General features: G+C 58.7%; 22 protein-coding genes and 3 pseudogenes. 4 read left to right on the plus strand and 21 right to left on the minus strand.

Going from position 1 to position 25882, the window contains the following annotated elements:
* Positions 1-21: 21 nt before the first annotated feature.
* The 21 genes and pseudogenes from A3CW_RS0126140 to A3CW_RS52515 form a co-directional block, all read right to left on the minus strand.
* Positions 22-555 (minus strand): cupin domain-containing protein, encoded by a 534-nt coding sequence (locus tag A3CW_RS0126140; protein ID WP_028206190.1) that lies wholly within the window; start codon positions 553-555, stop codon positions 22-24.
* 12 nt (positions 556-567) lie between these two features.
* Positions 568-1701: a zinc-dependent alcohol dehydrogenase gene (locus tag A3CW_RS0126145; protein ID WP_081771822.1), complete on the minus strand. Its 1134-nt coding sequence runs from the start codon at positions 1699-1701 to the stop codon at positions 568-570.
* Positions 1702-1770: 69 nt separating this feature from the next.
* On the minus strand, positions 1771-2844 hold the full coding sequence (locus A3CW_RS0126150; RefSeq protein ID WP_051481730.1) for a porin: 1074 nt from the start codon (positions 2842-2844) through the stop codon (positions 1771-1773).
* A gap of 139 nt (positions 2845-2983) precedes the next feature.
* Positions 2984-4003, minus strand: a complete 1020-nt coding sequence (dmpG, locus tag A3CW_RS0126155; protein ID WP_028206193.1) for a 4-hydroxy-2-oxovalerate aldolase — start codon at positions 4001-4003, stop codon at positions 2984-2986.
* 11 nt (positions 4004-4014) lie between these two features.
* Positions 4015-4944: an acetaldehyde dehydrogenase (acetylating) gene (locus tag A3CW_RS0126160; RefSeq protein ID WP_028206194.1), complete on the minus strand. Its 930-nt coding sequence runs from the start codon at positions 4942-4944 to the stop codon at positions 4015-4017.
* Between the two features lie 5 nt (positions 4945-4949).
* Entirely contained in the window at positions 4950-5753 is an 804-nt protein-coding gene (locus A3CW_RS0126165; protein ID WP_028206195.1) for a 2-keto-4-pentenoate hydratase, read from the minus strand.
* Positions 5754-5764: 11 nt separating this feature from the next.
* Positions 5765-6709, minus strand: coding sequence for a 3-carboxyethylcatechol 2,3-dioxygenase (locus A3CW_RS0126170; RefSeq protein WP_028206196.1), 945 nt, complete (start codon positions 6707-6709; stop codon positions 5765-5767).
* A 9-nt stretch (positions 6710-6718) separates the two neighbouring features.
* On the minus strand, positions 6719-7144 hold the full coding sequence (locus A3CW_RS0126175; protein ID WP_028206197.1) for a lipocalin-like domain-containing protein: 426 nt from the start codon (positions 7142-7144) through the stop codon (positions 6719-6721).
* A gap of 14 nt (positions 7145-7158) precedes the next feature.
* Positions 7159-7989 carry an alpha/beta fold hydrolase gene (locus A3CW_RS0126180; protein WP_028206198.1) on the minus strand — a complete coding sequence of 277 codons (831 nt, stop codon included), beginning with the start codon at positions 7987-7989 and terminating at the stop codon, positions 7159-7161.
* Entirely contained in the window at positions 7989-8942 is a 954-nt protein-coding gene (locus tag A3CW_RS0126185; RefSeq protein ID WP_028206199.1) for a VOC family protein, read from the minus strand. Before A3CW_RS0126185 ends, A3CW_RS0126180 begins: the two co-directional genes overlap by 1 nt.
* 93 nt (positions 8943-9035) lie before the next feature.
* The gene (iaaH, locus tag A3CW_RS0126190) at positions 9036-10484 is read right to left on the minus strand and encodes an indoleacetamide hydrolase (RefSeq protein ID WP_051481731.1); all 1449 of its coding nucleotides are present in this window, start codon (positions 10482-10484) and stop codon (positions 9036-9038) included.
* 33 nt (positions 10485-10517) lie between these two features.
* Positions 10518-11258, minus strand: coding sequence for an aspartate/glutamate racemase family protein (locus tag A3CW_RS0126195; protein ID WP_028206201.1), 741 nt, complete (start codon positions 11256-11258; stop codon positions 10518-10520).
* A 49-nt stretch (positions 11259-11307) separates the two neighbouring features.
* Positions 11308-12636, minus strand: coding sequence for a M20 family metallopeptidase (locus A3CW_RS0126200; protein WP_028206202.1), 1329 nt, complete (start codon positions 12634-12636; stop codon positions 11308-11310).
* A gap of 11 nt (positions 12637-12647) precedes the next feature.
* Positions 12648-13673, minus strand: coding sequence for an FAD-binding oxidoreductase (locus A3CW_RS0126205; protein WP_028206203.1), 1026 nt, complete (start codon positions 13671-13673; stop codon positions 12648-12650).
* Positions 13674-13708: 35 nt separating this feature from the next.
* Positions 13709-15115 (minus strand): amidase, encoded by a 1407-nt coding sequence (locus A3CW_RS0126210; protein WP_028206204.1) that lies wholly within the window; start codon positions 15113-15115, stop codon positions 13709-13711.
* A gap of 168 nt (positions 15116-15283) precedes the next feature.
* Complete coding sequence (locus A3CW_RS0126215) at positions 15284-16648, minus strand: Rieske 2Fe-2S domain-containing protein (RefSeq protein ID WP_028206205.1); 1365 nt, start codon at positions 16646-16648, stop codon at positions 15284-15286.
* A 419-nt stretch (positions 16649-17067) separates the two neighbouring features.
* Entirely contained in the window at positions 17068-18075 is a 1008-nt protein-coding gene (locus A3CW_RS0126220) for an AraC family transcriptional regulator (protein ID WP_028206206.1), read from the minus strand.
* 97 nt (positions 18076-18172) lie between these two features.
* Positions 18173-18612 (minus strand): annotated as a pseudogene (locus tag A3CW_RS52510) (AMP-binding enzyme); the annotation flags it as partial.
* An 898-nt stretch (positions 18613-19510) separates the two neighbouring features.
* Entirely contained in the window at positions 19511-20626 is a 1116-nt protein-coding gene (locus tag A3CW_RS0126230) for a hypothetical protein (RefSeq protein WP_028206207.1), read from the minus strand.
* Between the two features lie 385 nt (positions 20627-21011).
* A pseudogene (locus A3CW_RS51220) lies at positions 21012-21315 on the minus strand (ISNCY family transposase); the annotation flags it as partial.
* 10 nt (positions 21316-21325) lie between these two features.
* Positions 21326-21484 (minus strand): annotated as a pseudogene (locus tag A3CW_RS52515) (helix-turn-helix domain-containing protein); the annotation flags it as partial.
* A 225-nt stretch (positions 21485-21709) separates the two neighbouring features.
* Here A3CW_RS52515 and A3CW_RS0126245 point away from each other — a divergent pair.
* The 4 genes from A3CW_RS0126245 to A3CW_RS0126260 are packed head-to-tail and all read left to right on the plus strand — an operon-like array spanning position 21710 to position 25882.
* Positions 21710-23023, plus strand: coding sequence for a serine hydrolase domain-containing protein (locus A3CW_RS0126245; protein WP_028206209.1), 1314 nt, complete (start codon positions 21710-21712; stop codon positions 23021-23023).
* 40 nt (positions 23024-23063) lie between these two features.
* Positions 23064-23933, plus strand: coding sequence for an NmrA family NAD(P)-binding protein (locus tag A3CW_RS0126250; RefSeq protein WP_028206210.1), 870 nt, complete (start codon positions 23064-23066; stop codon positions 23931-23933).
* A gap of 56 nt (positions 23934-23989) precedes the next feature.
* Positions 23990-25006, plus strand: coding sequence for an aldo/keto reductase (locus tag A3CW_RS0126255; RefSeq protein WP_028206211.1), 1017 nt, complete (start codon positions 23990-23992; stop codon positions 25004-25006).
* 18 nt (positions 25007-25024) lie between these two features.
* The gene (locus tag A3CW_RS0126260) at positions 25025-25882 is read left to right on the plus strand and encodes an NmrA family NAD(P)-binding protein (protein WP_028206212.1); all 858 of its coding nucleotides are present in this window, start codon (positions 25025-25027) and stop codon (positions 25880-25882) included.

Here is a 25882-nt window from a genome sequence, read left to right on the forward strand (position 1 = left end):
TTCCCCCACTTCGGTTCCAGGTTAGGCCTTCCGTTCGGCTCCAATCAGAATCGAAGCCATCACGGCAGGTGCGTTGCTTTTGTTACGCCACGCGTGACGTGTACCGTTCTGAACCACGATATCGCCGGTTTTCAGAACACGCGTTTCCCCGTCATCGAGTTCCAGACAGAGTTCGCCGCTAAGGACGATGTCGTAGTCAACCGAGTCGGTGATATGAAAGCCCGAGCCATCGGGTTCGAAGCATTCAGCCAGACCCGGCAGGATGGCTGCATACTCGGCGCCGGCGGCAGCGCCGTCGAACGCAGGATCCGCCATCACAGCATCCGGCGGGAACTGCACGATCATCAGACGCGTGCCATTCAGCGCCGGCATCACCGTGGCTGCGCTGGCAACGGGGTCCCCAGCCGAATGCGGGAGTACGGTTTCGGGACTCGTTGCCCAAATCTGCGTGGTCCTGAAACCGGGAACGGCTGCGAAAGCATGGCCCGGTTCTTCGGAATCGCTCAAGATTACGGACTTGCCATTGTTTTGGCCGGTCACAACGCGACGTACCATTTCGTATCTCTCCTAGTCCTGAATAACCACGACGTTGACGAAGCCCGTGACGCGCTTTGCTGCGTCTTCCAGCGCTTCATTTGCTTGATCGAGCGTGTAGGTGTGGTTCTTGAACGACGACACATCGAGCGTACCTGCCTCGATCATCGCGACCAGATCCTGGCCTTCGCCAACCGTGAACCAGAGCGAGCCGATCACCGACAGCGCCGAGCACATCATTTCGTGCATGTTTACCGGCACTTCGTTGATCTGGGCGCCGATTTCCACGAGCTTGCCGCCGCGACGCAGAGCACCGAATGCGTCTTTGGTGACTTGCATGTTCGGGCCCGGAGCGATAGCGTCCACCACCGAATCGACGCCCACGCCGTCCGTCTGCTCTTTGGCCCATGCAGCCAGGCCCGACGACCCGTTGGCGACCGAGTACGTCAGGATACGAGCCGGGTCGATTGCCTTGACCTGCGCCAGCGTTTCCTCGTTGCGAGCCACGACCAGGATCTTCGTCGCGCCCATGGCACGTGCGATCAGCGTGGCGCACAGGCCCAGCGTGCCCGTTCCGCCGATGATCATCACCGACTTGCCGGCCGCGACTTGTGCTTTGCGCAGACCCGAATAGGCCGTGCCGAGATAGCCCATGCGCGCGCCGATTTCGAACGAAACCTTGTCGCCGAGTTTCACCAGACCGTCTGCAGGCGCCGTAGCGTACTCGCTGAGGCCCCCGTACGGGTACTCTTCATACAGGAACTGCGACTTCGGTCCGAAGCCGAAGTAGCCCTGGAATGCGTAGGCTTCGCAGTTGATGGGCTCGCCCACGCGACAGGCGTGGCACGAACCGCATGAACGGCCCGGATTGATGTACACGCGGTCGCCGACTTTGAGGCCCGTCACTGCCGGGCCGACTTCAGCCACCACACCCGCCGCGTCCAGACCGTAGATGGCGGGCAGTGCCGCATGCGCCAGATACGGTTTTTCCGATCGGTAGTTGGTGATCACATTGCCCAGATTCGGAACGATGCCAGAAGCCTTGAGCTTGATCACGACGTCGGTCGGCCGCTTGAGCGTCGGATACGGAATCGTATCAATGCTGAACGTGCCCGACGTGTTGTCGTGGAGGCGCGCAGCGCGCATGTATCGGCCTTCGTTGCTCATTCGTACGTCTCCTTAAAATGCTCCTGACGCACAGTGCGCCAGGAACCGTCACTACGTGTCCGCTCTGGATCAGAAAGAATGAATCAGACCGAGGCTGAATGCCGTTTGACGGCCACCCGAAGCCGGACCCGCAGCCATCAGGATCCATGCCGGACCACCCGACGCTTGCTGGAACGCCAGCGTGGAATACAGGCTCGTGCGCTTCGACAGCAGATAGATCAGCGAAAGCGTTTCCTGATTCACGTGCTGCTCGTTCAGCACGTCGTTGCCCTTTTGGTACTGATACGAGAAGTGCGCGTGCAGCGGAGTGGACAGTTCATACGTCAAATCGGCTTCGTAGACACCGACGCGTGCACTATTTTGCGTGTTCTCCGTATTCGTATACAGCGCAGCGAATTCAGCCGCGCCCAGGATGTACGAAGCGCCAACGCCGAAGTTGCGAATACCGTCATTACCGTCGTTCAACGACGGATACTTGATATACGTGTATGCGCCATTCAGCGAAAAACCACCATTGCGGTAGTTCACACCGAAGCTCTGTGCCGAGTTTGAACCGAAGTTGCCTGCGACGCCGCCGAAGCTGTACAGACCACCGAAGGAGAGGCCGTTGTACGTCGGGCTCGTGTACTTGATGGCGTTCGGGATCGCCGAACCCAGGAGACGGTCGAAGTCGAATGAGCCGTTGCCGGGACCGCCGCGCGGGCTATCGAGGCCCTGGAACGAGCTTTGGCGCAAGTTCATTGCGTTGACAACGGGAAATGCGGGACCCCAGCGCTCTGCAACCAGCGAATCGAACATAAAGTCGATTTGATTACCGGCGGTCAGCGTACCCCACTTTTCGTCCTTAAGACCAACGTATGCCGTATGGCCGAACAGACCGTTGATCATCGCGCCGTTGTTCATGTTGAACTGGCCTTCCAGCTTGAAGATCGCCTTGGTGCCGCCACCAAGATCTTCACTACCCACGAAACCGAACAGATCAGGTGCTTGAGTATCCGGGTCGATGGACACCAATTTCTTGCCACCGACGTTCGACGTGTACATGACACCTGAGTCTATAAGGCCGTAGATCTGAACGGATTGTGCGTTGGCGCTGACTGCCACCACCGACCCGATCAGTAGTGCAAATTGTTTGATCTTCACTTCTGGTTCTCCTCACCTGTCAGCACCCACCTGATTTACGGGCACTGTGTTTAGCGCTGTGTCCTTGGGACCGCGATATATGACTCCCTCTGCAATCGAGGGAGTCACCTCCGTGAGTGACGGCTAACCGTCACCAATTTTATTTTTGAGCTTTGAGCAGATCCAACGCCACGTCAACGATCATGTCTTCCTGGCCACCGACCATACGGCGCTTGCCCAGTTCGACCAGAATGTCCACGGTGTTCAGACCGTACTTCCTGGCCGCGACTTCTGAGTGACGCAGGAACGACGAATACACGCCTGCGTAGCCAAGGGCGAGCGTTTCACGGTCCACACGAACCGGGCGATCCTGGAGCGGGCGCACGATGTCATCGGCCGCATCCATCAACGTCATCAGATCCGTGCCGTGATTCCAGCCCATGCGTTCTGCTGCGGCAATGAATACCTCCAACGGCGCATTGCCGGCGCCGGCGCCCATACCGGCGAGCGATGCGTCGATACGATCACAGCCTTCTTCCACGGCAACGACAGAGTTTGCGACACCCAGCGACAGGTTGTGGTGGGCATGCATGCCCGTCTGCGTTGCGGGATCGAGGACAGCCTTCAAAGCACGGAAACGATCACGGACGTCTTGCATCGACAGCGCACCGCCGGAGTCCACGACATAGATCGTGGTGGCGCCGTAGCTTTCCATGAGCTTCGCCTGCCCAGCCAGTGCTTCCGGCGTGGTCATGTGGCTCATCATCAAAAAGCCCACGGTATCCATGCCGAGTTCACGTGCGTATTCGATATGCTGCTTCGATACGTCGGCTTCCGTGCAGTGGGTAGCAACACGAACCACGCGCGCACCCGCCTGGTAGGCAGCCTTCAGATCGTGAATCGTGCCGATGCCGGGCAGCAGCAGGGTCGCGATCTTCGAATGCGTCACCACGTCAGCAACCGCCTCGATCCACTCCAGGTCCGAGTGTGCGCCGAAGCCGTAGTTGAAGCTCGAACCCTGCAGACCGTCACCGTGCGCGACTTCGATAGAATCGACGTTCGCCTTATCCAGCGCGCGTGCGATGTCCTGCACGTTCTGGATCGAGTACTGATGGCGAATCGCGTGCGAGCCGTCGCGCAGCGTAACGTCCGAGATGTAGAGTTTCTTTCCCTGAGTCATTTGCAGTCCCCTTATGCGCCGATCATGGATTGAGCCATGCGCTCTGCGGTACGCATGCCGGCGCTGGTCATGATGTCGAGGTTGCCTGCATATGCGGGCAGGTAGTGTGCGGCCCCTTCCACTTCGAGGAAGATCGAGGTCTTCAGACCGCTCAACTTGCCGAGTCCGGGAATGTTCAGGTTCTGAACTTCATCGAACTGGACCTTCTGCTTCAGACGATAGCCCGGAACGTAGGCGTTCACGTCCCTGGCCATCTCTTCAATCGAGGCCTCGACTGCATCACGATCTGCGAGTTCCGACAGGGTGTAAACCGTGTCACGCATGATGACCGGAGGTTCTGCCGGATTCAGAACAATGATGGCCTTGCCCTTCGATGCACCACCCACGGCTTCGATTGCCTTCGAGGTGGTTTCCGTGAACTCGTCAATGTTGGCCCGGGTACCTGGACCTGCCGACTTGCTGGAGATCGAGGCGATGATTTCGCCGTAGTGGACCTTGGCCACGCGCGAGACCGCCGCAACCATCGGAATCGTGGCCTGACCACCGCACGTCACCATATTGACGTTCAGTGCATCGACGTTCGCTTGGCCGTTCACAACAGGAATGCAGTACGGTCCGATTGCAGCGGGTGTCAGATCGATCATGCGGATGCCGGGCTTCAGCGTGCGAAGGAATGCGTCGTTCTTCACGTGAGCGCCAGCCGACGTGGCATCGAACACGAAATCGATGTCCTTGAACACGGGCAACCGGGTCAGGCCTTCAACGCCCTCATGGGTGACCGCAACACCCAGACGATCCGCACGGGCCAGACCATCCGATTTCGGATCAATGCCGACCATTGCGCCCATTTCCAGAGCCTGGCTATTGCGCATGATCTTGATCATCAGGTCGGTGCCGATATTGCCCGACCCGATGATTGCTACTTTGAGTTTCTTCGCCATATTCGTTACTCGATGAAAGTTGCGCGGACCGAGCCCAGCCCTTCGATTACCGCCGTGTAAGTGCCGGGCGTGGTCACGGCAACCATGGGTCCCAGCGCACCGGTGAGAACCACATCTCCCGCACGCAGCGGCGCACCCAGTGCTGCCATACGATCTGCGAGCCATACCGCGGCATTGAGCGGATTACCCAGACACGCAGCGCCGTTGCCTGTGGAGAGCACTTCCCCCTCTGATTCAAGCCTCATCGCGCACGCGGTGAGATCGAGTTGCGAGAGTGGGACCGGACGCGCACCCAAAACGAACGCGGCACTCGAAGCGTTGTCGGCAACCGTATCCACGAACTTGATGTCCCAGTTGCGGATTCGACTGTCCACGACTTCGATGGCCGCCACCGCGTAGTCCGTCGCACCGATCAGATCGGCAAACGTATGACGCTCGTGCGTCAGATCGCGCTTCAGCACCAATGCGATTTCGGCCTCGACCTTCGGCTGGATCAGTTTCGAAAGCGAGATCGGCTGACTATCGCCGTACGCCATGGACGCGAACAGCGCACCGAAGTCCGGTTGATCGACGCCCAACTGTTTCTGTACCGCCAGCGAAGTCAGACCGATCTTGCGACCCACAATGCGCTCGCCGCGAGCGACACGCGCCTCGACATTGATCTGCTGCACCGCGTAGGCCGTTGCCATATCGTCGAGCGCGATGTCCGGATGAACCGCTGGGACCGTGACTCCCGCGCGTACCGGAGCGATAGCTTGACGGGTCGTTTCTGCGATCCGCAGTCGTTCCGCGATAACCTGCTTGCTCATCTGTTTTCTCCTTAGGCCTTGGGTGCCGCATGCATGTAGGCGAACCCGGCGATCCATTCAGGTATGGCCTGATAGAAGTCGATTTCAGCCTCGTACTCGCCAAACGCGGAAAGTGCGGCAAACGCTGCGACCCATGCCCGGATCTCGTGCGCGCTCTTGCCCGCGTCACGCGAAACGTCCTCATTGCTCAGACGATCCACGGCAAGTAAATCGCTTTGCATCATCTTCAGGAATGCCATATCCCATTCAGGGTTCAGCGCACGCATGCCCGGCGCCTCACCTGCTGTGAACGCCTTGGCCGCATTGATAACGCGTTCCTGACGCGCATTCCGATCTTCCGGGCTGAGATTGCGACCCGTGTGGATCAGACGCTCCGAGATCTCGTGCGTCGCATTCTTCAGCTCGGGAATCGGCGGCTCATGGGAGATTCCGCCCGACCCGAGAATCAACACACGCTTGCCCGTCGATTTCAGGTACTCGCCAATCACCTGGCCCATCATGCGCGAGCGACGCAGCGGCGACATCGGCGACGCAACCGAGTTGATGAAAACAGGAATGACCGGGTAGTTTTCGAGGCCGCCCGTCACTTCTTCGAGAGCTTGTGCCGCACCGTGGTCCACGGACATGCGATACGAGATCGCCATATCGATATCACGATTGAGCGAGTACTCGACCATCGCCCGCGCATCTTCAATCGGAACCGGCAGATCCCCGGCCAGGCTCTTATAGTCGCCAATAGCATGGGCTTTGGCTCCGACACAGAAGCTGGGCATCAATTCATAGAAGAACCCGTTGTAGTGATCGGGAGCGAACACGACCACGAGTTCAGGATCGAACTGGCGAACGCGTTCCCGTGCGGCGGCACTCATTCTGGCCACTTCGGCAACGACTTCGGGCTTCGGATCGAAATATCCGTGCAGCGGCGTATGGGAAAGGCATTCGAGAATAACTGACATGCACAGACCTTAAGCGCGTTTGAATGTGAGACGAGCGACCCGGGCTTCCGACGTACCCGCTTCCAGCTTATGCGTGGTCAGCGACAACAGATCTCCCTTCAACTCCGCATAGCGTTTCTGTTCGCCACCTACCCAGTTCGGGAACAGGCAGTGCTTGACCGCGTGCGTGACCACGTTACCTTCGATGCTCCAATCGCCGGCGTAGGTCAGGTACGTGTTGTATGCCAAGGCCTTCTCTGCGTCCGATGCATTCCACTGACCACCGGTCGTGAACTGTGCGCGATCTTTTTTGGCGATGGCGCAGAACATGCCATTCGGCCCGTATTCCATGAACCCTTCGAGCTGCGTACCCATCGGGTTGGTGACTCGACCGTCATCAAAAATTTGTTCCCAGGCCCGAATTTGCCAACGACCTTTGATATCGAGATTTTCCATCTTTGTCCCGTTAATTAATTGAGCAGGAACTCCGAAACCGCGAGCGTGAACGTCGCAGCCTTCTCGATCTGCACCCAGTGTCCGCACTGATCGAACTCTTGCAGCGTCGAGTTCGGTAGTAACGTCTTCATACGTCGCGACCACTCGACCGGGATCACCTGGTCGTTCAGGCCATGGATGAGCAACGTCTCGTGCGTGATCGCCGCCAGATCCGATTCAGCAAGGGCCAGCATTTCCACGCCCTGCTGACGCGGCGCCGGGAACAGGCGGGAAAATCGTTCTTGCACGTCTGCACGGATCGATGCCTCGTAACGCATACGAACCAGATCGTCGGTGATGATCGAGTGATCGTGGGCGAACACCTCCATTAGCCCCTTCATGGCTTCCAGGCTGGGCATGTAACCCCATACCTTGTCAAGACCCTCGCTGATCGGCGCATTGATGCCTGCCGCGCCCATCAATACCAGACGATTCACACGCTCGGGATATGCCTTGGCCAGTGCCAGTGCGATGGCACCACCAAAGGAGTTGCCGACCACCGACACCTTCTCGATCTCCAGCGCGTCGAGCAACGCGATCAACGATTCCACCCAGACAGCGGGAGTCAGCTTGAACTGCTCGGGGCACTGGGTATATCCAAATCCCAGCATGTCCGGTGCGATAACTCGAGCCTTCTGGCTCAGTACCGGAATAATGCCCCGCCAGTTAGCCCAGGCCGTGACACCGGGGCCCGAACCGTGAATCAGCAGGATCGGATCGCCCGCGCCCTCACCAACGTCGTGATAGTTCAGCGTGAAGTCACCCAGCGTGAGTGAATTTGCGATTTCGGGACTTGCGTTGCTCATCACTTTGCCTTCTGTGTATCAGGGATAACAACCGGCGCACGCATGCCTTCGGCCGCCAGTTGTTTAAGAATTTGTCGCGCTTCCTCGCGCTTGTGATCCGGAAGCCATGTCCGGTCATGACCCCAGAGGCTCATACCTTTCAGTTCCTCGACTTCCCAGTCAGGTCCGATCGTGCGCGTAGCCCAACCGAGTTCGAACATCCATCCATCCGGGTTCTTGAGATAGAACGAGGTGGCGTGGTCGTTGATGTGACGACCCAGCGTCACGCCAATCGAATCCGGATTCAGGAGCGCGGTATCGTACGCACGACCGACGTCATCGAAGTCGTTGTATTCGAGCATCAGGTGATAGATACCGGCCTTGCCACCCGTATGCGCGATGCCAATCGTATGGTGGCGTGGGTTGCAGTGCAGGAATTCGACCTTGAACGGCTTATAGGTGTAGTCCGTGAGATGCATGCCCAGCACGTTGCGATACAGGTTCGAAAGTTCTTCGAAGTGCTCGGTAATGAGCGCCACGTGACCCAGGCCCATGTTGCCGGTACGGAAACCGCCAATCGGACGGCCGGGCACGAATTGCGTATCCGCATCGGCCAGACCATAGGCGATTTCCAGGCGCACACCATCATCGTCACAGAAGTGCACCATGTTCTTGACGCCCCGGAATTCGATTTCCTGAGCCGTGCCGGGCGTCGTTTTATAGCCAGCGGCCTCCAATGCCATCGTGCATGCCACCAAGGTCGGGGCGTCGGGAACTTCGAAGCCCATACCCATCGTGGACCCGCCATCGGTAGCCGTGACGACAAACCGCTGAATCTTTTCGTCCGCGCGAATGCGCATGGTCTTTCCGGCTTCGGTCACTTCGATCTGCATACCGATGTGATTCGTCACCTGGTCGATCCATTCCTGCATACAGGGAGTCTCGACCACGATGTAGCTCAGCGCATTAATCATCTCTGTTCAATCCTTGCAGAAACAACGTATAGGCCCGTCGCGGGCCGGGAGGCGCCGACGCGCCTCACACCAGCCCCGATCGATAGAGATGCGTCAGGGGCGCGCAATGCCGCCCAAAACACCTTCCAGCAAAATGCCAATAGCGAGCAGCCGTCGATCCGAACCTTGTGGACCGTCGAACTCCATGCCGACCGGGAGCCCCGTTCGGGAACCCAGTCCTGCCGGAAGACTCAGGCCCGGAAGCCCGGCACTCGCCATCGGCTCGGTGTTCTGGATCAGACGCCGGAAGTTCTCTTCCTCATAAATGCTGTCGTCAGCATCGGGCGCCACGCACGCGGTAGTCGGGAACATCAGCGCATCCAACTGATGCCGGGCAAACAGTTCCGTATACCTGGCCCGCAACTGATCACGTCCGCCACCGGCCTTTTGTGCCTGTTCGTACAGGGGTGTCACATCTACGAGTTCACCTGCGGCATTCGGGAACTTGTTGGGCAGCACCCAGTTTTCATAAATCCACTTCACGTCCGGACTGTCGATCTTCCTGGCCAGTTTCTCCACCGTCATCTGATGACCGTTGTCCTTCAGGTACTGCTCCATACTGGATCGGGACTCGCCAACCACCGCCTGGAAGCCAACTGCATCATTCAGTTCCATCAATCCGGTTTTGCCCAGATCGATGATGGTCACGCCCAACTGTGTGAGACGCGTAACCACAGAGCCCGCGACCTCGCGCGTGTCGGGATCGAGATTCGCCCAAAACTCGGCGGGAAGGCCTAGCCGTAGCTTCCTGAGTTGCACGTGGGGCAACGCGTACTCGTCAGAAATCACACTGTCAAGGAGCGCCACATCGTGCATGTTCAATGCCATGGGGCCCACGGTATCCCGCGTCCTCGCAATGGGGATCACGCCCAGGCCCGAGTAGCGACCCCACGTCGGACGCAGCGAAGCCACGCCATTGAGTGCGGGGGGAATGCGCATCGAGCCGCCTGTATCGGTTCCCAATGCGCCTAGCGCCATCCGTGCACCCAGAGCAGCGGCCGAGCCCGAGGACGAACCGCCGGCAATTCTGGTCTGGTCGTATGCGTTACGAACCCCACGGCCTGCACCCGTATTGAAGGCACCGTTGTAGCCCGTCGCCCCATAGGCCAGTTCATGCATGTTGGTCTTGCCCAGCACGATAGCTCCTGCATCCCGGAGCTTGCGCAAGGTCGGTGCATCCGTGACCGGCACGAAGTCTGCAAATGCGGGACTACCTGCGGTGCAGCGGATGCCCGCGCTATGAATGTTGTCCTTGACCACGATAGGGATGCCTGCCAAAGGCCCCAACGGAATCCCTGTCTGCCGTGCCTGATCAATCGCCGCTGCAGCCTTCAGAGCGCCCTCTGCATCAACGGTAACGAATGCGTTCAGGGCTTTGCCTGCGTTGATACGTTCCAGACAGGCCAATACCAACTGGGTACTCGTCACCGATCCGTCGTGAAATGCCTGAGCGGCATCGGCCATCGTGAAATCGATGAACGGTTGATGTTTATCGTGGGTCATATCTAATCCTTAACGCAGGCATCCTTGACAGCTTTAGAAGCCGAACGCTGCATCCTTGTTCGTTTCCGGGCTCGGGAATGCGGTCTTGCTGTGGCACAGACCGAGATCGAGCAGCATTTCGCAATACTTGTATGCGATCACACCCGGATTCAAAACCGGTACGTTCAGGTGCCTGGCCAGGTATTCGTGCGACTGATGCATCGTGGTGGAACCCAGGACCAGCACGTCCGCACCATCTTTTTCGACTGCCTTCCTGCCCGCCTCGACCAAGGCAGCGAATACGATGTCTTCCTTGCCCTGAAGCAGGTCCTGCGTATCGGGACGAACGCCGATGTCACGGATCGAGGCGAGACGATGCTCCAGGCCGTATTCCTTCGTCGTCTTCGTGTACAGCGCGTGCCACTGCGGCCACATCGTCAGGACGCTGAACTTGTGACCTAGCGAGCACGCGAGATGGAACGACGTGATAGCCGGGGCCATCACCGGAATCGACAGACGCGAGCGGAGCGCGTAGAGGCCCGAATCCGAAACCGTGTTGATACACACGGCATCGAAGCCCTGCTCTTCAGCCTTGATGCCCGCCTGAATCACAGCCATTTCCATGACTGCCATGTCGAGGTACGAATCTGCGAGCGTCATGACCTGACCGGCGCCGACGAATTCGACTTCGATGTCCGCGCGCTGCATCGAAGGCGGCAGTTGCGATTCCACCAGCGGACGAGTCGCCTCGCTCATCGGAACCGGGAAAATCATCTTGATGCGCTTCTTGCTCATGTCTGTCTCCTTCCTTGCTTTCTGGTTATGGAGCTACAACCACAGGAACTTAAAGGCCAAGCTCGCTCCGGTCGCGGGTAAGCGTGTCGATCACCGCGTACAGGATTTTTTCGGCGCAGGGCATCAGGTCGGGAACGTAGGTGGCGCCCATGCCGCCCAGTCCCTCGGCAACTGGCACCGGCGCGCCCTGAGCCGGCCACGGCCAACCGATGCGAGCAGTCGGCACACCGTAACGACGCAGCGCCGCACCGTCCGTTTGACCGGCCAGCATGTCGGGTACGCCATGCGGACGGCCCTCGATGTGCTCCCAACCGCGCCTGGCCGACTGAATAATCCAGTTTTCTGGGTCAGTGGCGCCGCCCGGGACCGAGCCGTACATCTCCCAGTCCATCGTGATTTCCGGATGACGAGTCTTCACGTCCTCGATGAAGTTCGCGAACTGCGCCTTGACATCAGCGGGGCTCGTCCGGGGATTCACACGAACGTCGAAGAAAATCTCTGTGACTGCGGACGGGAATGCAGGTCTTTCGATCTGACCGCCACGAACGCCGGCAATCCAGCCATGGGGCTCGATAACACCCGACGTATTGCGTTTCGTGTATTCGGGAAGCCATGCTTGCAGCTCCTGAATCACCGTGGCAGCGGGAACCACCGACGAACGAAAACCCGGCACGTCGTGCGGGATACCCGCGTAGCCCATCGTGCCCTTGACCGTGATCTTGAACCACGCCATACCCGGCTCTTCGTGGTAGACCCAGTTCCACGGCTTCATGATGATTGCGAAATCGGGGTACATGCCACGATTCAGCAGATTGATCACGCCATTCGACATGCCCGAATGACGCTCCTTGATGTCAACGGGCATACCGCCGTCGGCCATACCGACAAGCAGATTGCCCTTCAGCGAAATACCCGTTTCCAGCACTGCCGTTGCCACTTCAACGTGCGTGGCAATCATGCCCTTCGGATTCGAAGCGCCGAGGCCGAATACCCAGTCGTCGATCTGCCTGGCGTGCGGCTGCAAATCGGCTTCTTGACCGGGGCCGGAAAGAATCTCTTCTTCCTTGGTGCGATCCAGGTGAGTGTCAATGGGCGCATAAAGCAGCAACGACGCGCCGCCACCGGTGCCCCGGTGCTCACCCATAACCGATCGGCTGATGGCCGAGTTGTCGTGCGTTTTCGTTTGCAGCCCGATCATCTCCATGTGCCGCTGCATATAGTCAGCAGCATCACGCGTCGAACCCGTAGGGCTGTGAATGTCCGTCAGCTCGAACAGCAGCTTTTGAAGACGTTTCGAACTCAGGTTGGCCTTGGCCTTTTCGAACCATTCGGTTTGCTGAGCCGAAAACGGGATTTGCTTCGTAGGATTGAATTCCATGTGCCCATTCCTCAATTCGATGCAACAAACTGCTCTGCGAAAATCAAGTCCGGCTTCATGCCCAACTCGATCAGACGCCTGGTTGCCGCGTCGATCATCGGCTGCGGGCCGCACAGATAAGCCACCGTGTTCGGATCCGTCACATCCTCTTCCTTGAGGGCCGAGACCGGTGAACCTTCGTGCATGTCTTCCGTAGCGTTGCGATCCACGCAGATGCGGGTCTTCAACGTCGGCAACCAGTGCTGACGCAGTTCCATGTCATCCAGCGCAAACAGCGCTTCAGGGACCGCGCAACCAAACGAGAGCAGCATCGGCGGCTTCTTGCCCGAGGCCTGCCTGAGGCCATCGATCATCGACAGGATAGGAGCCAGACCCGTCCCACCGGCAACGAAGATGTGCGGTGCGCGACGATGCTCTTCACGCAGGAAGAACGCGCCATAGGGACCCTTCATCGTCAGAACCTGGTCCACCTGCGCCTCGTTTTCGAGGAACGTGGACATCGCCCCATTGGGCAGCAGCCGGACCAGAAATTCCATCTTCGGCAGGGTCAGCGAGGTAGACGACGGGCTGTAGCTGCGGAGAACACCCAAACCCGGTACCGTGATCTGCATGAACTGCCCGGGCCTGAATTCGAGCCAGTTGCCTTCGGCCAGCTCGACAGTCAGACGCATGACATTGGGCGCGATACGCTCCACGGAGTCGATGAATACCTTCACCTCCTGTGCGACGGACGAGCCGACTTCCGAACCGTATGCGACGTTGAACGAACAATCCGATTCAGCCTTCGTCACACAGAGCAGCCGGTTTCCTTCTGCGTATTCCGAAGCCAGGAGCGTCGAACTGGCGCCAGGGATAGTCACGGCCTCACCTTCCGCGAGCTGGCACGTGCAGGACGCGCAGGCCCCGGCCTTGCACTGATACAGCACAGGCACTTCGGCATTGATTGCGGCTTCGAGAATGTTTTCACCCGACCCGGCGGCAAATGTACGGCTCACGCCGTCTGCGAAGTTAATGGTTACCTGATGAGCGTGGGTCATGACTTAATCCGCAAAATAAACACTTTCAATATCAATCAAGCCAACCCAGGCGGGACCTGACGATGCCATTCACTGTGGCGCTGCAATACCATGCCGACCATACACAGCAGGTCGTCTTGATATTTGCGGCCAACCAGTTGCCCACCGATGGGCAATCCTTGCTCGGTAAATCCAATGGGTACCGACAATGCGGGGTGTCCCGAGGCGTTGAACGGCGACGTGAACTGAATCAGACGCCGGTTAGCCTCAGGATCCGAAGCCAAACCTGCCAACTGTTCATACGTCGGTGCCGCATAGGGCTGCACCGGAGCCAATACGACATCCACTTCGGTTAATACCGCATCCATCTCGCGGGTGAACTGCTGAGCATCACGAATGATTCGCTCGTAATCCACAGCCTTGAGTTCCCGTCCCTGATCAATCAAACGGGCCAGTGCGGGACCGTATTCAGCGGCCTTGTCGGGATACGTCGCTCCATGAGCAACAGCTGTTTGAACCCCGCAGTGATGCTCCCAGTTGGAACTGGTCGCCCGTGTATCCGGAACCTTGATGCTCTTGATTTCGCCGCCGGCCTCAGCAAGGATGACCTTGACCTGCTGAATCGCGCGCTGAATCACGGGATCGACGCCATCCGAAATCCACGATTCGTCCAAGCCGATTCGCAATCCCTTGAAGCCTTTCAGGAAATTGTCGAATCGTTGCTCGTCGATGGTAGCGAGCAGTCGTTGCGTATCGTGACCACCAATGATTGCGAGAAGGAGCAGCACATCACGGGCCGAGCGAGCCATGGGGCCCACGTGATCCAGCGATGCAGCCAGCTCCATCGTGCCCTTACGGCTGATCGTGCCGTACGTCGTTTTCAATCCAGTCAGATTGTTAGCTGCACTGGGAAAACGCACGGAGCCACCCGTATCCGAACCGAGCGTGCCATAGCACAGACGAGCCGCCGTAGCGACACCGCACCCCGAGGAACTCGCGCCACACCAGTGCGCGGCGCCCCATGGATTAACAGGATCAGGGATCGTCGGATGGTGGATGGCAAATGCGCCTTCCGTCATTTGGAGTTTGCCCAGCATCACCGAACCCGCATCTTGCAGGCGTTGCACGACCGTCGCGTTTTCCGTGGGTACGCGCTGTGCATGGATCGGCATACCACCGGCAGTCACTATGCCCTTGGTATCGAACAAATCTTTAACTGCGAGTGGAATACCGTGCAGGGGACTCCTTACGTCCCCGGCTCGAATCTCTTTCTCCGCTTGTGCTGCCTGCTCCAATGCCAGCTCGGGAGTGACACGCGCATAGCTATGCAAATTCGCGTCCAGTGCTTCCACGCGGGCCAGAATCGTCTTGGTGACTTCTACCGGACTGATCTTGCCGCTGCGAATCTGCAACGACAGGTCGTAGATTTCGAAATTAGTCAGGTCGCGTGGAAGGCTGCTCATGACGGATACGGATGATAAGTTTAGTTAGGTCGAGGCCTGATGGCACACAGAAACGAGAATGGAGACCGAGAGGAATACGAACCGATCCCTCTCCTCGTAACTGGGCATCAGGGTGCTGCAATGTGCCAAGGAGAACTGAAAGGCACCCTGACGAGTGCCGACCAATCCTTAGAACCAGACTTGTTCTACAAAGTACGCCGGGCGCTTGCCATCAGCGAGTTCCTTGAAGCGCGTGCTATGCGTCTTCACTGCACCGTAGACGCCCTTGCCAGGCTTCGCGATGCCGCGGTTGTGGCGCGAAGCGAGCTTGCGCCACGTGACCGGCGAGATGTCGGTCGAGACCAGTTGCTCGTCATCCCAGCCCGTTCCGTCCGCGTAGAAGTGCTGCATACCTTCGCGGGCGTAGAGGTCGCAGTCGTTGAAGCCGTGCAGGCACAGCTCCTTGTACACGCGGTCAAAGCGGTACTTGAACTTCTTGCGATCCTCTTCGGTCGGGCAGATGCGGACCAGCACTTCCCAGTACTCGTGCAGATCGTCCGTGATCGGAACGTACCACTCGTACTGAACGACGTGCTCTTCCGGCCAGTTTTCGACCATGAGGACGCCCGGGAGGACCACCGACGTGCGATAGAAGCGACCGTTCAGGTTGTCGATCTTGAGGCCCAGCTGCTTGTTTTCCAGCACCGGCTGCCACTTGTCCGTGAACAGCCATTGCATCATGCCCTTCGGACCATTTTCGTCTTCGACGACCTGAATGCAGTCGTCCGAGACCGGCAGAATGCCCAGCGGGAGCACCCAGTCGTTCACGTGAACGATGGAGTTGTCCTTGTGAACCAGGATGTGCGCGTTGTCGAAGCCGTTTTCGCACGCGATTCGCCAGTTGCCGAAGCCCGTGCGGTGCATGCCGTGAGCGACTGCGTTTTCGTCCAGGATCGATGGCGTGTCCGGCCACAGCGGGTGCGGGAAGCGCTCGTTGTTTTCCGGGAAACGGAACGGCAGGTCATCGGACAGCGGGGGAACGTCTTCGAGCGGGAAGTCGTCTTCACGAACGAACACGAAGATCATGCCCGCGACTTCCTGAACCGGGTACGTCGTGATACCGGTCGTGCCGATCAGCTTGTCGTCTGGATTGGCAACGATGGTCGAGAGCTTGCCGTCGTCCAGGTTGAACGTGAAGCCGTGGTACCAGCACGTGATCGTTTCCTTGTTGAAGCACATCGGCTTCTCGGAGAGACGAATGCCACGGTGGACGCACTGGTCCTTGACTGCGTAGACCTTGCCATCGACGCGTCGCAGCACGATGGGCACGCCGGCGATCATGATGCCCTTAATGCCCGTCTGGAGTTCTTCTTCGTTCTCGGTCGTGGTTTCCACCAGTTCCTTGCTGAACATCGCCGGATACCAATGGTTGATGAAGCCCCAAGCTGCGTCCTTGTAGGGCTGGTATTGCGATTGCGACTTTGCATCGTTGTAGCGCGAATCGCTGATCGAATGCTGCGCTACGCGACGGCGAACAACAGTTTGGTCCGACATCTGTATGTCTCCTCGGAGGGGGTTAGCCCTTGTAAAGGGGGTAATTTTTTGCGCACCAGGTAAGGCAGTGACCGCAAGGCAAATCGTATTGCCCGACCGCGCAGTCGACACTCCAATGACTACGAGCCCTATCCCATCTGTGCATTCAATATGCGTTTCGAGGGTTTATCCCTACAAACGAAAACGGGGCTCCTGAGAGCCCCGTTCGGGTTAGCGCTTGACCTGATCAGCCATTTCGTTCGTAGTACTGCGAGTTTCGAGCGTGGCGTAGTTGTCCGCTCAAGCCCTTCGCATCATCGAAAGCATTTGGCGAAGCGGCGCGCGATTTCCGAATGCTGGCCGCACGTGGAGGGGATCTTCAGTTGACGCTTAGCCGGGGGCGTCAGGTGCGAGTTCGTGACACTCCCCTGTTAGCCCGCTCAACGAGCTAGTGTTTCGCTAGGGGTCTCGCCAAACCAACGTTTGTAATAAGTGGTGAAGTGCCCTAGATGGGCAAAACCCCACTGATACGCTACCGCTGTCACCGTGGTATTTTTTGGGTCAGAGTTCAACAACTGCTCGCGCACCCGATTGAGTCTGATGCTCTTCAGCAGGTGCATGGGTGATGTATTCCGGTACTTTCTGAATCCTGTGTATAGCGAACTGGTGCTGACCCCAACGTGCTCCGCAATGGTCCCCACCGTAATAGGCTCGTGCGCCCGCTCCTCGATGAAAATCTCGGCTTTCCTGATAAACGCCGGAGTCACGGAACGTGACCGATCTTCGTTGAGTGCCAGACTATGATTGCTTGCTTGACTGATGAGCAGCAGTGAGCCAATCATCTGTTCGATTTGCGCTGCCAACAGCGGCGATGACGAAGGCGTACCGCCCAGGTAATCGAAAAGCCACTGCATGGTGGAAGCCCACCGTCTGCCGGCTGCGGAATCGAGCGGCATCGCAGTTTCGAATTCCACCCGGGTATGCGCTTCCTTGCCGAGATGCTGTCCACACAGGCGCTCCACCAAACCGCGATCAATACGGAGAATCAGCTTTTCGGTGCCCGTCGCATGAACGATTTCATGTTGTTGTCCGGCATTAAGAATCGAACCTACCGTAGGCGATGAACTGACGGACTGATTGCCATTGGTGATGTGCTCACCGCCACTGAGTGGCACCTGTACTAAATAGAAATCATCAAATGTAGTCGGTCGAATCCTGAGTTCGCCGCCATAGCTCATTCGTCCAATACCGATTGATCCGTACTTTCGATACATTAGACGCGCATCGAGTTTACCGCGCACATCAATATTTCGAAGTTCGTTTTCGCAGAATGTACGCGTCCCCCAATCTCTGGCCTGCTCTATATCCCGGGTCCGAAATAGCTCGGCCTCATTTGAGGGACTGGCGTCATCGTCAGCCTCAGAATGAAACTCCTCTTTCTGTTTCATTAATTAATAACTCGGAAGGTATTCAGCTATTGGGGATCGGGACCGGATTTTAAATAATTATACATTCCTTAAAACAACTCACCCATACGTGTCTCCCCTACAAGGCGAACTGGCCCTGATCAATCGCGGAGGTCGATTTCAGCTGCTTACGCAATGCCCTCGACAGGAAGAAATTCAATAATTTTGGGCAGTTCACGGAAGTGGACCGCCTTCGGAACCTTGAACGAAGCGAGGAGCGAGCAACAGTCAACGATGATTTCCTCGGGCGTGCATTCCATACGGGGTCGGAGTTCAATAAACGCACAAGGAACCCCACCCCACTTCGGACCCGGCTGTGCCTCATAGCGCGCACCGATACCGCAGGATGCTTGTAGATCGCGTTTTCAATCTCGATGCTGGAAATATTTTCCCGCCCGAGATAATGATGTCCGCATTGCGATCCTTGAGCTTCACATATCCAGCGGCAGTCAGAACACTCAGGTCACCCGTGTGGAGCCATCCGCCAGCGAATGCCTCTTCTGTCGCCTTTTTATTCTTGTCGCCATAGACTTCGGATGCGCCAACCAGGGAGTCCACCGGGGTCAGCGGGGTGTAATTGGCATTGCAACGTTGCAAACCATCTTCATACATATGCATTCGCACCGTCTCCGTCTATTTTTGACTGCTCTCTTGAATGCTTTGATCGCGCTCAAGAGCGTTGCTCGCAGACTATGCCAACCCCAGTTGGTGAACTATCCAATTCGTGCACGGACTATCCCGATACTGCAAGAACCGTAGCCCCGACAGGGTCAACGCTGAGCAGGAAGGTAAGCGTGGCAGAGCGGGCACGAAGCCGGTAAGCCCGGATCGGATGGAGTTGTCGAGACTTAGCGCCGAAGTGGCGCGACTGAATCAAGGCGATTCACGCGGAGGTCAAGGGCGAAGACCTGAATTCACCACTCGGCCTATGTCGTTCGACTCGCCGGCGCGTTAGCGGTTCGACCGCCGGCGCCCAAGGCGGTGGGCCGGCAATACAAACATGAAGTACACCGCCATGCTACCGACTCCCCACATTACTCGCGATTCCTGCCTGATCGGGGTGCTCTGATGCGACCAGGCTCGGACAGCTGTTTGACACTGGAAGCAGTCGTTGGACCGAGATTGCGCTGCTTGACCGCTTCGGGTCGAGAGTACGCACCAACTGCAGAGAAAGCTGACACTCGTAGCCGCGCGGGTGTGAATGGCTGAAGAGCGACCTGAAGCTGCCGAACGGACGGTGACATCTGAAGGTCCGCAATGGCCGATGACGCGACGCACATCATCAATGGTCGAACGACCGTTGATGAAGTAAACCACGCGCACGAATGTCGAAATGGCCACCGCGATGAGTGACGCTTCCATATATGACTTCCTCGCGGGCTGGTGTTGTTCGACAGTGCGCGCGGTGGCGCTATGTCTATGTCAGCGGACAATTCCACCCATTTGCGATGACCATACCGTTGAAAGTCGTAGCAAACAAGCGGTCTGTCCGCCGATCAGCCATAGTCTGGTCTACTACCGGTACGATAGGCAGGTTGTACCTGGGAGAGCAGGTTCTGACCGCGTTGATCACGTCGTCGCCTTGGTAGAAGCCAAGGCCTGGGATGTCGTAAAGATCTGGACCAATGGCGTCGACCAGGTACTGCTGCCCCATGTGCGTGCAGACTTTCACAAAGATCCCCGTTACCGTGGCAGTCGTATTGAAGAGCTTGGACGTGCCAAGAACAACCACCTCATTGTATTGAGACTCTCCACCGGTGCCTTGGGTCTGCGCAATTACGGGTGCGAGCGTGGTGTAGCTGCCGTAGGCGTGGGTCAACGCCATGTTGTTCCGCGCCTTGCTGATCCCTTTGGCCTGCTCGATCGCGCTCATTGTCCGGGCGGTATCGTTGGGAAACTGGAGGTCGCGTGGAGCGAAGCCAAAGATGTTCCATACTGGCGCGTTCAATATCCATCCGATTGGCGAAGCCGTCGAGCACTTGACGTTGGATAACAAGCTGCAGCTCAGCACAAGGTTGGAGATTACCCGAGGATCTTGCAGCGAACGGCGCACCGGGCTCGCGATGGACTTACCTGCGGCAGATCCAGGACTGGTGATGAAGGGCGCCCAACCAGGATCGGCAGTATCTACCTCCTTTTGCACACCAAATCCGTGCACGAGCATGGGTAGCGTTTGGCTGTGCGCGACGCCAGGATTGTAAGTGCAACGATATCCCCAACCACTGACAGAAACGTTGCTGAAATCAGGGCAAAGCATGCGCAGCTTATTGCGGACATCTCTGTCAGAGATCCTCATCGTGGGCCAGAGTGTGCGCGTGTAGGTCGTGCTTGCCAGCACCTCGATGATAAGGTAGGCCCGATTGATATCGGTATCAACGCCCGCCAGTACCTGGTTCAGCAGATTTCGCCTGGCGACATTGGCGCGTCGCAGGTGTTCCGCGACGATCTTTCGAGCAGCCAGGCCGCAGGTACTTTCGACAGCCGCTAGCGCCCACCGGGACTGGGCGTTTTCGGCCAACTCCTGTTCGAACATGACTTCCTCCTGGATTCATGTAGGACCTGCCGCACCTCGAGTTACGTGAATTAGGCCTGCGGCCGGTTACACCGTAATGGCATTCACCTTCAACGAAGAAAAATGGAACCGTTCCATCTGGGCTCCGCAAACGAGCGCGATTCTTCGCGCATCTGGGTGATCCAATATTCAATGATCGCTTCGGCCATCGCAAGAGAATGGACCCCATCCGTGTGCATCCTCTGACAGGTAGTTGTTTGTTGCGATTTCATCGTCCATGCAGCGCGTATCGGGATCATCAGGCGTGCTACCCGAGAATATTACCTCGTTGGAATCGTCAGTCTTCTTGAAGAATGCTGAGGGGCAGTAACGCGCTGTCGTGCGCTGTCATGATGGGGTACGAGTGGGCCCGGCCAAAGTGCGTCAGGCTGCGCCCCGTCTTACTGGCGGCCTTGCTGCGGAACGCGTTCGCCCGGTCGGTGTAGAACGCGACCGGCTGACCGTATCGCTCCCGATACTCACGCGTCGCCTCGAAATAGCTGAAAGTCGGTTCGGTGACCGTGAAATGCAACTGCATCAGCCGGCTGGTCGCGTCATCGATATTTCCAGCAGCGTGCACCCGGGCGCGCGGTCCTCGAACCCGTGATGATCGCTGCAGTCGATCGCGCCAGCTTGCCCAGACAGGCGCGCCGCGCACGGGGCTGGTAGATCGTGCGATTGAAGCTGCACCCCAGGTCGGGTTTCCAGTCGTGCAATCGCACGACTGGCCCCGGGTGGTGACATCCCGATCGCGTCGGCGGCCGCCGCAACTGATCAGGCGTCGACGACCGCCGCGAACACGCTGACCCCGCTGGACAGATTTTCGATCTTCGATTTCATGGCTCAAAGAGAGTGTTGAACGAAGCAGATCCGCCTGCTCCACACCGAGTCCAGCCCGAACGATTGATGACTGTATGTCATTTGACTAGTTCAACCAGCGTCATTTTGTTTTTTCTCGCACTTCTCCAGAATGCGCTTCATCGGGACGGACGAGATTCCGTCAGCGCGTCGCACGGTATTCGGGCTGCGACGCTTCCGGCCGATGGATATACAGAGGAACCACGAATGACCACACGACTCAATCGACGCAAGTTGCTGAAAAGCGCCTCTGGGCTGGTTGCCTCAGCAGCGCTCGGCTCATTTGCGACCCGGCATGCGGCCGCGGCTTCGTCACCCGCTTCACGAAGTCCGGCGATAGTCCGCCTCCCGGACTCCGAATCGATCGACCAACGCCTTCGGCACGCGGTTGCAGATGGCACAGTCGCCTCTGTCGTCGCGATGGGGGCGACGCGCCACGGAGTCGTCTATGAGGGCGCCTGCGGTCCGGCCAATGCCACCACCGGAGGAGTCATCGGCCCCGATACGATCTTCTGGCTGCTCTCGATGACGAAGGCGATCACCGCGACCGCCTGCATGCAACTGCTCGAGCGGGGCAAGCTGAAACTGGATCAGCCTGCAGGCGAGATCCTGCCGCAACTCAAGTCGCCGCAGATTCTCGACGGATTCGATGCGTCGGGTCGGCCGAAACTGCGCCCGGCGCGCAATGCGATCACGGTGCGGCATCTCTTGACGCACACGTCGGGATACACGTACAGCATCTGGAGCGACCGGATCAGCCAGTACGAGAAGGTCACCGGTATGCCGGATATCGGCTATTCGCTAAACGGCGCCTTTTCCGCTCCGCTCGAATTCGAGCCTGGCGAGCGCTGGCAATACGGCATCAGCATGGACTGGGTCGGCAAGCTGGTTGAAGCCGTGACAGACCAGTCGCTCGAAGTGTATTTCAGCGAACACATTTTCGAGCCGCTGGGGATGGGAAATACGGGCTTCCTGATCAGCAGTCAGCAGAAAAAACGTGTCGCGACCATGCACAGGCGGCAGGCTGATGGCTCCCTGGCACCCGAACCGTTCGAAACCAACCAGCGCCCCGAATTCTTCATGGGTGGCGGCGGGCTGTTCAGCACGCCGCGCGACTACATGACGTTCCTGACGATGCTGCTCAATGAAGGGACATACCGGGGAGAGCGAATCCTGGACCCCGATACGGTCAAGACGATGTTCCGCAATCACATCGGCGACCTGCAGGTTCACGAAATGAAAACGGCACAGCCTTCCTGGTCGAGCAGCTTCGATCAGTTTCCCGGCGCCGTGCACAAATGGGGACTGTCGTTCGACATCAATACCGAACCCGGTCCGCACGGTCGCAGTGCTGGCAGTGCTAGCTGGGCGGGTCTGCTGAACACGTATTTCTGGATCGATCCGGTCCGGCGCGTGGCCGGCTCCCTGTTCACCCAGATGCTGCCGTTCTATGACGCGCGTGTCGTAGATCTCTATGCCCAGTTCGAACAGGCGTTTTACGCCCGGCTGCCGCGCGCCTGAGCACACCGCCGCCCACTCAAACCAACAAGGAGCTTGAATCATGTATGCAATCACGGGAATCACCGGCAAGGTAGGCGGCGCACTGGCCCGGGAACTCTTTGTCGCGGGACAACCGGTGCGCGGCGTCGTGCGCGATACGGCGCGCGGGAGTTCGTGGGCGCAGATCGGATGCCAGTTGGCGACGGCACAGATGGACGACGCTGCGGCGCTCGCGGCAGCGTTCGAGGGTACGGAAGGTGTATTCATCCTCCCGCCCTCGGAGTTCGATCCGACGCCCGGCTTTTCCGAGGCCCGTGCCGTCATCGATGCCGTGTCTAAAGCGATTCGTAAAGCCCGCCCGAAAAAGGTGGTCTGTTTGTCGACCATCGGCGCACAGGCCAGCGAGAGCAATCTGCTGACGCAACGCACGTTGATGGAGCGCGCGCTCAGCGACTTGCCGATGCCCGTGGCCTTCCTGCGGCCCGGCTGGTTCATGGAAAACGCCGCCTGGGACGTTGCATCCGCACGCGCCGATGGCGTGATCCAAAGCTATCTGCAACCGCTCGACAAGCCGGTGCCGATGGTAGCGACGGTCGACGTGGGGCGGGTTGCAGCCAGGATGCTTCAGGAAACATGGAGCGGTGTGCGGGTCGTGGAACTTGAAGGCCCGACACGGATCAGCCCCGACGACCTCGCACACACCTTCGCACGCGTGCTGGGTCGCCCGGTGCGCGCTGAAGTCGTTGATCGCCTGAGCTGGGAACCGCTCTTCCGTTCGCAAGGCATGCAACACCCGGTACCGCGCATCCGCATGCTCGACGGTTTCAACGAGGGCTGGATCACGTTCGAAGGAAAGCCAGAAGAGGTTGTCCGCGGCCGCACGGAGCTGCAAAGCGTGCTCGAGGCGCTAGTCGCCCGCACCGCCCACTGACGAATCGCAAAACGCGTGGCGGACGCCACCTTGTCTGTTGACCAGGAGTATCGAAAATGAAATACAGCACACTCGGCCGGTCCGGCCTGCGCATCTCGCGATTGAGTCTCGGCGCCATGACGTTTGGCTCGGGCTCAGGCATCTGGGGGGCCATTGCCGGCGTGGACCTCGAACAGGCCACCCAGCTCGTAGAACTGGCCGTCGAGCAAGGTGTCAACCTGATCGATACGGCCGACGCCTACTCGCAGGGACGCTCCGAAGAAGTCGTCGGCCAGGTACTCAACACACTGGGTCTTGACGAGAGCCGGATGCTTGTCGCGACCAAGGTGCGCTTGCGCACCGGGCCCGGTCAGAACGACGTCGGCCTTGGCCGCTCTCACATCATGCGCACGGTCGAAACCAGCCTGAAGCGCCTTGGCCGGAGTCACATCGACCTGCTTCAGTTGCATGACCGCGATGCGCTCGTCCCGATCGACGAGACGCTGCGCGCCATGGACGACCTCGTTACGCAGGGCAAGGTTCGGCACATTGGCGCGTGCAATTTCAGTGCAGCCGACCTCGAACGCGCTCATGCATTCAGCGACCGCACAGACCGGGCGCACCTCGTCAGCAACCAGGTGCACTACGCGCTGACGAGTCGGGACATTGAGTACGAAATCATGCCGGTTGCCCAAAGCCACGCGACTGGCCTGCTCGTATGGAGCCCACTGGCCGGTGGCTACCTGAGCGGTAAATACGCCAAAAATGGACAGGACAGCGGCCGCAGAACGAATCTGGATTTCCCGCCAGTCGACCAGACAGCGGGCGCAGCAATCCTCGACGTTTTGCGTGAAATCGCCCTCGAACTCGACAGCACGCCCGCGCAGGTTGCGCTTGCCTGGACACTGGCACGCAAGCAGATTGCGTCCGTCATCGTCGGGGCTCGAACGCTAGAGCAACTGGCAGCGAATCTCGATGCACGGACCTTGCCGCTCGATGCCGGGCAGTTCGATCGACTGGACCAGGTTTCCGAGCCTCGCCTGCCCTTTCCGCACTGGATGCAGCGGTTCCACGACCGGGACCGCACTCTCTAAACCAAAGGAGTCCATAATATGTATGTCGTCACCGGCATCACTGGCCAGGTAGGTGGAGTGGTCGCCCAGACGCTGCTTTCAGCTGGGCATGAGGTGCGCGCGGTTGTCCGCGACGCGGCAAAGGGGGACGCCTGGGCCAGGCTGGGATGCGACGTCGCCGTGGCGGACATGAACGACGCCAACTCACTGGCCCAGGCCTTCAGCCACGCAGAAGCGGTGTTCGTGCTGATTCCCCCGACCTTCGATCCGCAGCCGGGCTTCCCCGAAGTCCAGAAAATCGCGGATGCGCTGAGCACCGCGCTGCGTGAAGCCCGCCCTGGCCGGATTGTCGTCCTCTCGACGATCGGCGCGCAGGCGACGCAGGAGAACCTGCTGAGCCAGCTTGGCATGATCGAGCACGCACTCGGTTCGTTACCGCTGCCGGTGACGTTCCTTCGGGCAGGATGGTTCATGGAAAATACGCTGTGGGATATCGCTTCGGCGAAGGAACACGGCGTGATCCAGAGCTTCCTGCAACCGCTTGACGACCTGTATCCGATGGTTGCCACCGCGGATGTGGGGCACCTGGCCGCACAGCTGCTGACCGAGCGCTGGAGCGGAACGCGCGTCGTGGAGCTAGTCGGACCGGAGTGGGAGTCGCCCGATACGATCGCCCTGACACTTTCCCGCCAGCTAGGCCGGAATGTGCGCGCGCAAGCCGTGCCGCGCGAGCAGTGGGAGTCGCTGTTCCGAGGCCAGGGGATGAATAATCCGGTTCCACGCATGCGCATGCTGGATGGCTTCAACGAAGGCTGGATCTGCTTCGAGGGGACCCCGCGTCGTGGCTCCACCACGCTCGACGAAGTCCTGTCTGGCCTGATCGAGCGGGCGGGCTGA

Origin of the sequence: Paraburkholderia nodosa DSM 21604 (genome assembly GCF_000519185.1) — a bacterium.
Lineage (GTDB): Bacteria > Pseudomonadota > Gammaproteobacteria > Burkholderiales > Burkholderiaceae > Paraburkholderia > Paraburkholderia nodosa.

What these genes read in the sequence shown, in the direction of transcription:
- A3CW_RS0126140 (WP_028206190.1), bottom strand. Translation starts at nt 555, where the DNA reads ATGGTACGTCGCGTTGTGACCGGCCAAAACAATGGCAAGTCCGTAATC.
- A3CW_RS0126145 (WP_081771822.1), bottom strand. Translation starts at nt 1,701, where the DNA reads ATGAGCAACGAAGGCCGATACATGCGCGCTGCGCGCCTCCACGACAAC.
- dmpG (WP_028206193.1), bottom strand. Translation starts at nt 4,003, where the DNA reads ATGACTCAGGGAAAGAAACTCTACATCTCGGACGTTACGCTGCGCGAC.
- A3CW_RS0126160 (WP_028206194.1), bottom strand. Translation starts at nt 4,944, where the DNA reads ATGGCGAAGAAACTCAAAGTAGCAATCATCGGGTCGGGCAATATCGGC.
- A3CW_RS0126165 (WP_028206195.1), bottom strand. Translation starts at nt 5,753, where the DNA reads ATGAGCAAGCAGGTTATCGCGGAACGACTGCGGATCGCAGAAACGACC.
- A3CW_RS0126170 (WP_028206196.1), bottom strand. Translation starts at nt 6,709, where the DNA reads ATGTCAGTTATTCTCGAATGCCTTTCCCATACGCCGCTGCACGGATAT.
- A3CW_RS0126175 (WP_028206197.1), bottom strand. Translation starts at nt 7,144, where the DNA reads ATGGAAAATCTCGATATCAAAGGTCGTTGGCAAATTCGGGCCTGGGAA.
- A3CW_RS0126180 (WP_028206198.1), bottom strand. Translation starts at nt 7,989, where the DNA reads ATGAGCAACGCAAGTCCCGAAATCGCAAATTCACTCACGCTGGGTGAC.
- A3CW_RS0126185 (WP_028206199.1), bottom strand. Translation starts at nt 8,942, where the DNA reads ATGATTAATGCGCTGAGCTACATCGTGGTCGAGACTCCCTGTATGCAG.
- iaaH (WP_051481731.1), bottom strand. Translation starts at nt 10,484, where the DNA reads ATGACCCACGATAAACATCAACCGTTCATCGATTTCACGATGGCCGAT.
- A3CW_RS0126195 (WP_028206201.1), bottom strand. Translation starts at nt 11,258, where the DNA reads ATGAGCAAGAAGCGCATCAAGATGATTTTCCCGGTTCCGATGAGCGAG.
- A3CW_RS0126200 (WP_028206202.1), bottom strand. Translation starts at nt 12,636, where the DNA reads ATGGAATTCAATCCTACGAAGCAAATCCCGTTTTCGGCTCAGCAAACC.
- A3CW_RS0126205 (WP_028206203.1), bottom strand. Translation starts at nt 13,673, where the DNA reads ATGACCCACGCTCATCAGGTAACCATTAACTTCGCAGACGGCGTGAGC.
- A3CW_RS0126210 (WP_028206204.1), bottom strand. Translation starts at nt 15,115, where the DNA reads ATGAGCAGCCTTCCACGCGACCTGACTAATTTCGAAATCTACGACCTG.
- A3CW_RS0126215 (WP_028206205.1), bottom strand. Translation starts at nt 16,648, where the DNA reads ATGTCGGACCAAACTGTTGTTCGCCGTCGCGTAGCGCAGCATTCGATC.
- A3CW_RS0126220 (WP_028206206.1), bottom strand. Translation starts at nt 18,075, where the DNA reads ATGAAACAGAAAGAGGAGTTTCATTCTGAGGCTGACGATGACGCCAGT.
- A3CW_RS0126230 (WP_028206207.1), bottom strand. Translation starts at nt 20,626, where the DNA reads ATGTTCGAACAGGAGTTGGCCGAAAACGCCCAGTCCCGGTGGGCGCTA.
- A3CW_RS0126245 (WP_028206209.1), top strand. Translation starts at nt 21,710, where the DNA reads ATGACCACACGACTCAATCGACGCAAGTTGCTGAAAAGCGCCTCTGGG.
- A3CW_RS0126250 (WP_028206210.1), top strand. Translation starts at nt 23,064, where the DNA reads ATGTATGCAATCACGGGAATCACCGGCAAGGTAGGCGGCGCACTGGCC.
- A3CW_RS0126255 (WP_028206211.1), top strand. Translation starts at nt 23,990, where the DNA reads ATGAAATACAGCACACTCGGCCGGTCCGGCCTGCGCATCTCGCGATTG.
- A3CW_RS0126260 (WP_028206212.1), top strand. Translation starts at nt 25,025, where the DNA reads ATGTATGTCGTCACCGGCATCACTGGCCAGGTAGGTGGAGTGGTCGCC.